Annotated in this window: 7 protein-coding genes, 2 tRNA genes and 1 pseudogene; 6 read left to right on the forward strand and 4 right to left on the reverse strand. The window is 68.2% G+C overall.

Translation table 11 applies throughout. The annotated features are described in order from the left end of the window. The first annotated feature begins 18 nt into the window (after window positions 1–18). From ACFXI3_RS34935 to ACFXI3_RS34945, 3 genes are all read left to right on the forward strand, one after another. Complete coding sequence (locus ACFXI3_RS34935; RefSeq protein ID WP_378405394.1) at window positions 19–672, forward strand: DUF3566 domain-containing protein; 654 nt, start codon at window positions 19–21, stop codon at window positions 670–672. A 50-nt stretch (window positions 673–722) separates the two neighbouring features. Then, window positions 723–796 (forward strand) — tRNA-Ile (locus ACFXI3_RS34940). Window positions 797–888: 92 nt separating this feature from the next. Beyond that, window positions 889–2,283: a hypothetical protein gene (locus tag ACFXI3_RS34945; RefSeq protein WP_378405396.1), complete on the forward strand. Its 1,395-nt coding sequence runs from the start codon at window positions 889–891 to the stop codon at window positions 2,281–2,283. On the opposite strand, the gene ACFXI3_RS34950 is transcribed toward ACFXI3_RS34945, so the two are convergent. Next, window positions 2,284–2,898 carry a DinB family protein gene (locus ACFXI3_RS34950; protein WP_378405398.1) on the reverse strand — a complete coding sequence of 205 codons (615 nt, stop codon included), beginning with the start codon at window positions 2,896–2,898 and terminating at the stop codon, window positions 2,284–2,286. 46 nt (window positions 2,899–2,944) lie between these two features. On the opposite strand from ACFXI3_RS34950, the gene ACFXI3_RS34955 reads away from it, so the two are divergent. The 3 genes from ACFXI3_RS34955 (at window position 2,945) to ACFXI3_RS34965 (ending at window position 4,146) form a co-directional block, all read left to right on the forward strand. Next, window positions 2,945–3,715, forward strand: a complete 771-nt coding sequence (locus tag ACFXI3_RS34955) for a phosphotransferase (protein WP_378405400.1) — start codon at window positions 2,945–2,947, stop codon at window positions 3,713–3,715. 157 nt (window positions 3,716–3,872) lie between these two features. Then, window positions 3,873–4,043 (forward strand): DLW-39 family protein, encoded by a 171-nt coding sequence (locus ACFXI3_RS34960; RefSeq protein WP_020663676.1) that lies wholly within the window; start codon window positions 3,873–3,875, stop codon window positions 4,041–4,043. Between the two features lie 30 nt (window positions 4,044–4,073). Next, a tRNA-Ala gene (locus ACFXI3_RS34965) sits at window positions 4,074–4,146 on the forward strand. A gap of 52 nt (window positions 4,147–4,198) precedes the next feature. On the opposite strand, the gene ACFXI3_RS34970 is transcribed toward ACFXI3_RS34965, so the two are convergent. From ACFXI3_RS34970 to ACFXI3_RS34980, 3 genes and pseudogenes are all read right to left on the reverse strand, one after another. Continuing rightward, window positions 4,199–5,392: a tyrosine-type recombinase/integrase gene (locus ACFXI3_RS34970; protein WP_378405402.1), complete on the reverse strand. Its 1,194-nt coding sequence runs from the start codon at window positions 5,390–5,392 to the stop codon at window positions 4,199–4,201. Further along, window positions 5,392–5,661 carry an excisionase family DNA-binding protein gene (locus tag ACFXI3_RS34975; protein WP_378405403.1) on the reverse strand — a complete coding sequence of 90 codons (270 nt, stop codon included), beginning with the start codon at window positions 5,659–5,661 and terminating at the stop codon, window positions 5,392–5,394. The genes ACFXI3_RS34970 and ACFXI3_RS34975 overlap by 1 nt, the downstream gene beginning before the upstream one ends. A 382-nt stretch (window positions 5,662–6,043) precedes the next feature. Beyond that, a pseudogene (locus ACFXI3_RS34980) lies at window positions 6,044–6,655 on the reverse strand (hypothetical protein); the annotation flags it as partial.

Below are 6,655 nucleotides of genomic sequence, written 5' to 3' on the forward strand. Positions count from 1 at the left end.
GGTAAGGACTGACTCAACGTGGCACCATCCGACAAGGCCGACGACGCGTCGGCCAACCCGCCCTGGCAGCGCACCGCCAAGGACGGCGGCGGCGACTCCGAGGCCATGGCCACGGCGCGGATCGCGACCGAGGACGTGCCCACCGCGGCTCCGGAACCGGCCGCCGCGGCCGAGAACGACTACCCGGTGACCGGCTCGGCGGCGCCTCGGCTCTTCGGAGGCGAGGCACCGCCGCCGGCGGACGACGTGCCGCCCGCGGGCCGCACCCGGCCGACGCCGAGCGCGCTGCGCCGTCCCGGCCGGGGCCCGCGGCGGGCGAGCCTGCAGATCAAGCGGTTCGACCCGTGGTCGGTGCTGAAGCTGGCGCTGGTGCTCGGCGTCGCGATGTTCTTCGTGTGGCTGGTCGCGGTCGGCGTGCTCTACACCGTGCTCGACGGCATGGGCGTGTGGGACAAGCTGAACGGCACGTACTCGTCCCTGGTCGGCGGCGAGGGCGCGAACGCGTCCCCGGAACCGCTGATCAGCGCCGGTCGCGTGTTCGGCATCGCGGCGATCCTCGGGGCGATCAACATCGTGCTGGTGTCCGCGCTGGCCACGGTGAGCGCGTTCATCTACAACGTGTCGGCGGACCTCGCGGGCGGGCTGGAAGTCACCCTGTCCGAGCGAGAGTAACCCGGTTGCACGAGCGGATGAGGGGTCCGGTAAAGTACTCCTCGTTCGACGGGCCCATAGCTCAGGCGGTTAGAGCGCTTCGCTGATAACGAAGAGGTCCCAGGTTCAAGTCCTGGTGGGCCCACATTTCTCAGAAGGCCGGTTCGCAGCTCCTGCGGACCGGCCTTCTGGTATTTCGGATGACTGACCGGCGGTGCGGTCGCCAGAATCAGCCGTATGCAGACTCCGGCGGAGATCCTTTATCGGCTGAGCCTCGGCGTGGTCGCCGCGCAGTGGGACGACCGCGAAGGCTTGGCCGAAACCTCGGCGTGGTTCGAGTCGGCGACCGCGCGCGAGATGCTGCGGATCGACTGCTACTCCCGCCAGTCCCGCTCCGAGGAACCGGTGATGGGGCGGGTGACGGAGCGGAAGCTGAAGCGCGCTCCGCTGGTCGCGCTGGTGCTGGCTTCGATGCATCGCAACGGGCGCCTGCGGGAGCGGGCGGTTCGGCTGTTGTGCTCCTCGGACAGTGCGTTGAGCGACCGGGCGCTGGCGGTTCGGGTTGCCGACTACGCCGAGGCGGTCCGGGAACTGGCCGAACAAGAGGTGCTGCGGCGGACGACGTTGGCGCAGGCGGAGCGGATCATGCCGCTGCTGCAGCGGATTTCGCAGCGCTGGCGGGGTTCGGAAGTTTTCGCGCGCTATCTGCGTGCGCTGACCGCCGTGCACGGCGAGGCGACAGTGTGGGCGTGCTTGCGAAACTCCGAGGTCTTTGAGGTCCGGCGGGCGGCGTTCCGGCACAGCTTCGAATCCGGATTGCTCGGCTTGCCGGACGCGGTCCGGTTGCTGCCTCGGGAGCGGGACCAGATCGTCCGGCGGCAGTTGATCAGGATCGTCGCCGAGCTGGCGACGCCGGACGTCATCGCCTCGTTGCTTCGCGGCCGGTCCGCGGAGAGCCGGGTGCTGGGGTTGGTGAAGCTGACCGCGGCGCAGCTCGATCCGGTTGAGGTGGAACGACTTCTGGTCGACCGGTCGGTGATGGTGCGGTTGTGGGCGCGGCTGCGCTGGCAGGAAATGGGGCGGGACCCGGTCGAGGTTTACGCGGCGGTCGCTCGTTCCGCTGCCACGCCGGTGGTGCGGGCTCGCGCGTACGCCGGGCTCGCGGAGACCGGGACTGAGCTGGACCGTACGGAGATCGTCGGTCTCGCTCAGAGCGCGGACTTGCCGTTGAAGAAGATCGGGTTGTCCTTGCTCCGGGGCAAGGCGATCGCTTCGGAAGTGCCGTGGCTGCTGCGGGAAATGACCGGCGAGCACTCGCGCGTGGCCCGGTTGGCGGGAGAAGTGCTTAGCAGCAGTCCGCAGCTGTGGTCGCCGGCGGATTTGGCCGTGTTGAAGGGTTCTCCGGAGAGAGCGCTGCGGCGTCGGGGATGGTGGCTGCACCGCGGTCGCGGCGGATGGGAGGCGGTGATCGCCGACCTGGAGTTCGGGGAGATTCGGGGCAGGCTGGCGCTGCCGATGTATTTCCAGCCGACTGACGTGCAGCGGCAACGGATCGCGGACCTGCTCAGCACGCTTTCCCTTGACCGGCACCAGGTTTCGGAGATCGCGTTCGCCACGGGGATTCCGGCGTGATCAGCGGGTCTGCCGGTACAGGTCGCGCAGCAGGGCGATTTCCGCGCCGTGGTGCAGGAGTTCCTGGTTGACCCACCAGACGATGTCGAGGAACAGGTTTTCGGCGTCGCTGCCGTGCGGGTAGGTGCAGTAGCCGATGGTGTCCAGCGCGGCGTCGTCGACGGTCAGCAAGGCTTCGCGCCAGGCTGTCGCACCGGCGTCGAAAGCCGCGACGGCGGTCATGACATCGCCGGCGATCGGGTAGTCGTCGCGGGTTTTGGCGTGCGTGCCCGCGGTGTGGTCGGCGCGGAGGGCGAGCATTTCGCTGAGGTGGCTGAGCCGCCAGGCGATGGTGGTGAACGGCGGCGGCACCGGTTGCGGGTACGGCGCGGCGTCCCGGCCCCATTCGCCGGTGCCGGCCAGGTGCGTCGCGCGCGGCCCGGGTCCGTCGGCGCGGCGGCGCACCGACCAGTGCCCGGGGACCGGCGGCCAGTGGTATTCGGCGTCGGTCATCGGGCTGACCGGTATTTCGGAGCCGTCGCCGCTGTCCAGGAAGGGGCCGGTGAGGCGGTTCGCGAGGCGGGTGCGGGCGAAGTCGAACTGGTCGAGCAGCGGTGCCAAACGGGGTGGCGGCACGGAAAACTCCCTGGGCCGATGCCGGGAAGAACTGGTTCAGTGTGGCATGACCGGCGAGGATCTGGGCGAGGGTTGGGACAGCGTCGCGACGCTTGTCGACGGGCGATGGGTCGAGCGGCGACCCAAACGGGACGAGGTGCGTGCGTGGCTGCTGCGGGAGACGACGGTGTTGCCGTGGCTGGCTCCGCAGCTGCCCTTGCCGGTGCCGATTCCCGTTGTGTGGCAGGAAAATCCGTTGGTCGTGCGGCACGAATTGGTGCCAGGCGAGCCAGGCGAACTGACCGCTGACGACGGCCGCGTGCTCGGCCGGTTCCTTCGTGCTTTGCACAACGCGGACGTATCCAAGGCGCGCGAACTTGGTGCTGTGCCGGAAGACCTGGCCCTCGACGCCGTCCCGCCCTTGCTCGGTCCGCTGGCTGATCGCGCTCGTGCTTTGCTGGCGGAGGTCGAGGATTATCCAGCAGACACAGTGGTGCACGGAGACGTCGGGCCAGAGCACGTGCTCAAGCAGGACGGCCGGGTGAGCGGCGTGATCGACTGGTCCGACGTCTCGATCGGCGACCCCGCGCAGGACCTGGCGTGGCTGCTGTTCGGGACGTCGGCGGAGTGCGTCGCGGCGTTCTCCGCGGAGTACGAGGTCACGCCCGAACTGCGCCGGCGCGCGTGGGCGTGGAACCAGCTGGGCCCGTGGTACGAGGTGACGTACGGCTTGGAGAACGACCGCCCTGACCTGGTCGAATCGGGCCTCGCCGGCACCCGCGCGCGGCTCGTGGAGACGAGTCAGCCCTGCCGGGAAGAGAAGGACCGGCAGGGCTGAGTGATGCGCGGCCACGAGGACCGTCGGGTTCAACGGACCGATCACTCCGGATATTCCCGGTGTTCCACGTGGAACGAGAGACGGAACCGCTGGACGGGACGCGCGGCGGGTCCGGTAGCATCGTGGGGTAGCGCAAGCACTCAGAAGGGGGCTTCAGGTGAAGAAGCTGTTGGCACTCGCGGTCGTCGCGGGCGGCGTCCTGTTCGTCGTCAAGCGGAACAAGGCCGCCAAGGCCGAGGCTGACCTGTGGCGTGAGGCCACCACGCCTGCCGCCCCGTCGGCGAACGGCAGCGCGCCGGCCAAGGCCGCGGACGCCTCGCGCAACTGACGTCATGCTTCGCGGACCTCGGTCCGCACCGGGCCTGTAGCTCAATTGGTAGAGCACCGCCTTTGCAAGGCGGGGGTCAGGGGTTCGATTCCCCTCAGGTCCACCGCAACGAACGCCAGGTCAGAAGCGCTTTTTCTGACCTGGCGTTCGTCGTATCAGGCGGCTGTCCCGCCCTCCGTGCCCCCTCCGTGCCCCTCGTCTCGGCGGCGGGCCCGTTTCCGTGCCCGTTTCCCGGCCGGCCGCTGCCGCGCCTTCTCGATGTTGCGGCTCATCGCGTCGGCCACGGCCCGGTCGCGTTCGCGCCGCGCACGCTGGTACCGGATGGCTGCTTTGGTGGTCGAGTGACCCATGCGCGCCATCAGTTCCTTGGTCGTCGCGCCGCCCTCGGCCGCCAGTTCGTTGCCGGTGTGGCGGAGGTCGTGGAAGTGCACGTCGTCCGGGATCTTGGCCTGGCGCTTGGCCTTCACCCACAGCCGTCGGAAGTTGTGCCGACGCAGTCGGCCGCCTTGCGGGCCGACGAACACCAGGCCGTCCGCGCCGGGCTCGGCGTACTTCTCGATGTGCTCGCGAAAGTCCGGCACGATCACGCGGGGAATCGCGATGCGACGTTTTCCCGCTTCGCTCTTCGGCCCTTTCCTGCGCGGCGTCCCGCGCGCCTCGGATTGCGCGGCCAGCACCCGGATTTCCGCGTGTGGGAAGTCCACGTCACGACGGCGCAGCGCCGCCAGTTCGCCGAACCGCGGTGACGCGAACGTGGCCAACAGAACGAGCATGCGGTATCGCGGGGGCATCGCGTCGGCGAGTGCGTACGCCTGGGCGATCGTGAGCACCGGACGTTCCGGGGAATCGTCCTCGCCAGCTCCCTTGATCCGGCACGGATTCCGCTTCACGATCCGGTCCTCTTCCACGGCGGTGTTGTAGATCGCGCGCAGCAGTCGATACGCCTTCACCACGGTGGGCCCGCCCACCTCGTTCGCCAGCAATTCGCTGTGCCACTTGCGAACCGTGGCCTCCTTGATCGCGGCCAGCGACAGCTTCCCCAGCCGTGTCGGTTCGAAGTGGTTCCGAACGATCCCCTCGTAGCGTTCGCGGGTGGTGTCGGCCAGTTTCCGCTCGGCAACCCACGTCGTGGCGTACTCGATGAAACCGATCTTCGCGGCGTCCGGATTCACCCAGTCGTCCTGAGCGATTTCGGTTCGTTTCGCGGCGAGCCATTCCGAAGCTGCTCGCCTCGTGTCGAATGTGTCCGGCGCGGGCCGAAGCACGCCGTCCGGCCCGGGATAGCGAGCCTGGAAACGGCCCGACGACAGCTTGCGAATGCGACCCCAGTCGCGTCGAGAATCGGCCATTAAGCAGCCTCCCTCCGGAATGCCTGCCGCGGTTCGACAGTGCACGACTTGATGTAGGCGGCCACGACGCTTTCGGCGATGCGAACGTGGTGACCGACCTTGACGAACTCGATGCGCCGTTCCTCAATGAGGCGGCGGGGGAACCGGACGGAAGTGCCGAGCAGTTCGGCCACTTGCTCGACTTTCAGAAAGCGCTCGTCTTGTAGCGCGGGGGCATCCACGGTGGTCTCCAGACGTCGCGGTGATCGACTGACAGCGCGCTTAGCCATGGCTGCTTTCTCCTTCCTGGGCGGTAACAGGAACGCGGTGGACTCCGGACAGCCAGGGCTTCATGCTCACTGTGCGTATTGCGCTGCGCGCAGGGCTGGCAGGAGGGGGGTGGTTGGTGAGTGCGGGAGGGCGAAACCAAACCCCGCAACCCCGCAAACCCCGCAAAATCGGTCTGGAGCTGGGGATCTGTCTGCGGGGTTTGCTGTGGTGGGACTGGGGTCGAAACCCCGCAAACCCCGCAGGTTGCGGGGTTTGCGGGGTTTGGTGAAGGGGGTGGGTTGAGCAAACCCCGCAGACTCCGCAGCGATGTTTTCCCAGTTCAGAGGTTGTTTCTCTGGGGCTCTGCGGGGTTTGCGGGGTTTGCGGGGTTTGTTTTGGGAATCAGCTCGAATCGGTCCGGTGTTCGACGCGGTAGAGCCTGATTTTGGTGTGGCTGTCGAATTCGCTGTGTAACACTTTGTCGCCGCGCCACCGGTCCACCTGCCCTGCCAGCCTCTTTCCCAGTGCCTTGGCCGAGAGGGGCTTGCCGGTGATCGTGGTCGGGAACGTTCCCTTCCACTGGTCCGGTGCGCCGTACTCGGGTTCGGCTCCGGCACGGAGTTGTTGCGCGGTCAGGAGTTCCTCGCCGTGCAGGTGGTGCCAGGTGGACAGGAACGCGTACCACTCGGCGTGGTCGTCGTCCAGGTCGCGGCCGGCGTCTGCGTTGCCGAGAAACCCGTCGATGCCGTGGTGGGCGAGGAACCCGCCGAGGTACTGCGCCCAGCGGGTGAACTGCCGCATCTGCGGGACGTCGGTGGCGATCGGCGCTCCTTTCGCGGTCCAGTCCAGCACCAGCGTGAGCACGTGCCGCAGCACGGTGGCCCGGTTGCGCGGGTCGAGGATCCAGCTGTCCAGGTGTGGGATGGTGAACCCGGTCCGGGCTTCCGGGCGTGGGCAGTCGGGATTGAGCCGCACCCACACCGTCCGCGAGGCCATGTCGCCGCCGGTGCGCAG

Origin of the sequence: Amycolatopsis sp. NPDC059235, from assembly GCF_042754125.1 — a bacterium.
Lineage (GTDB): Bacteria > Actinomycetota > Actinomycetes > Mycobacteriales > Pseudonocardiaceae > Amycolatopsis > Amycolatopsis albidoflava.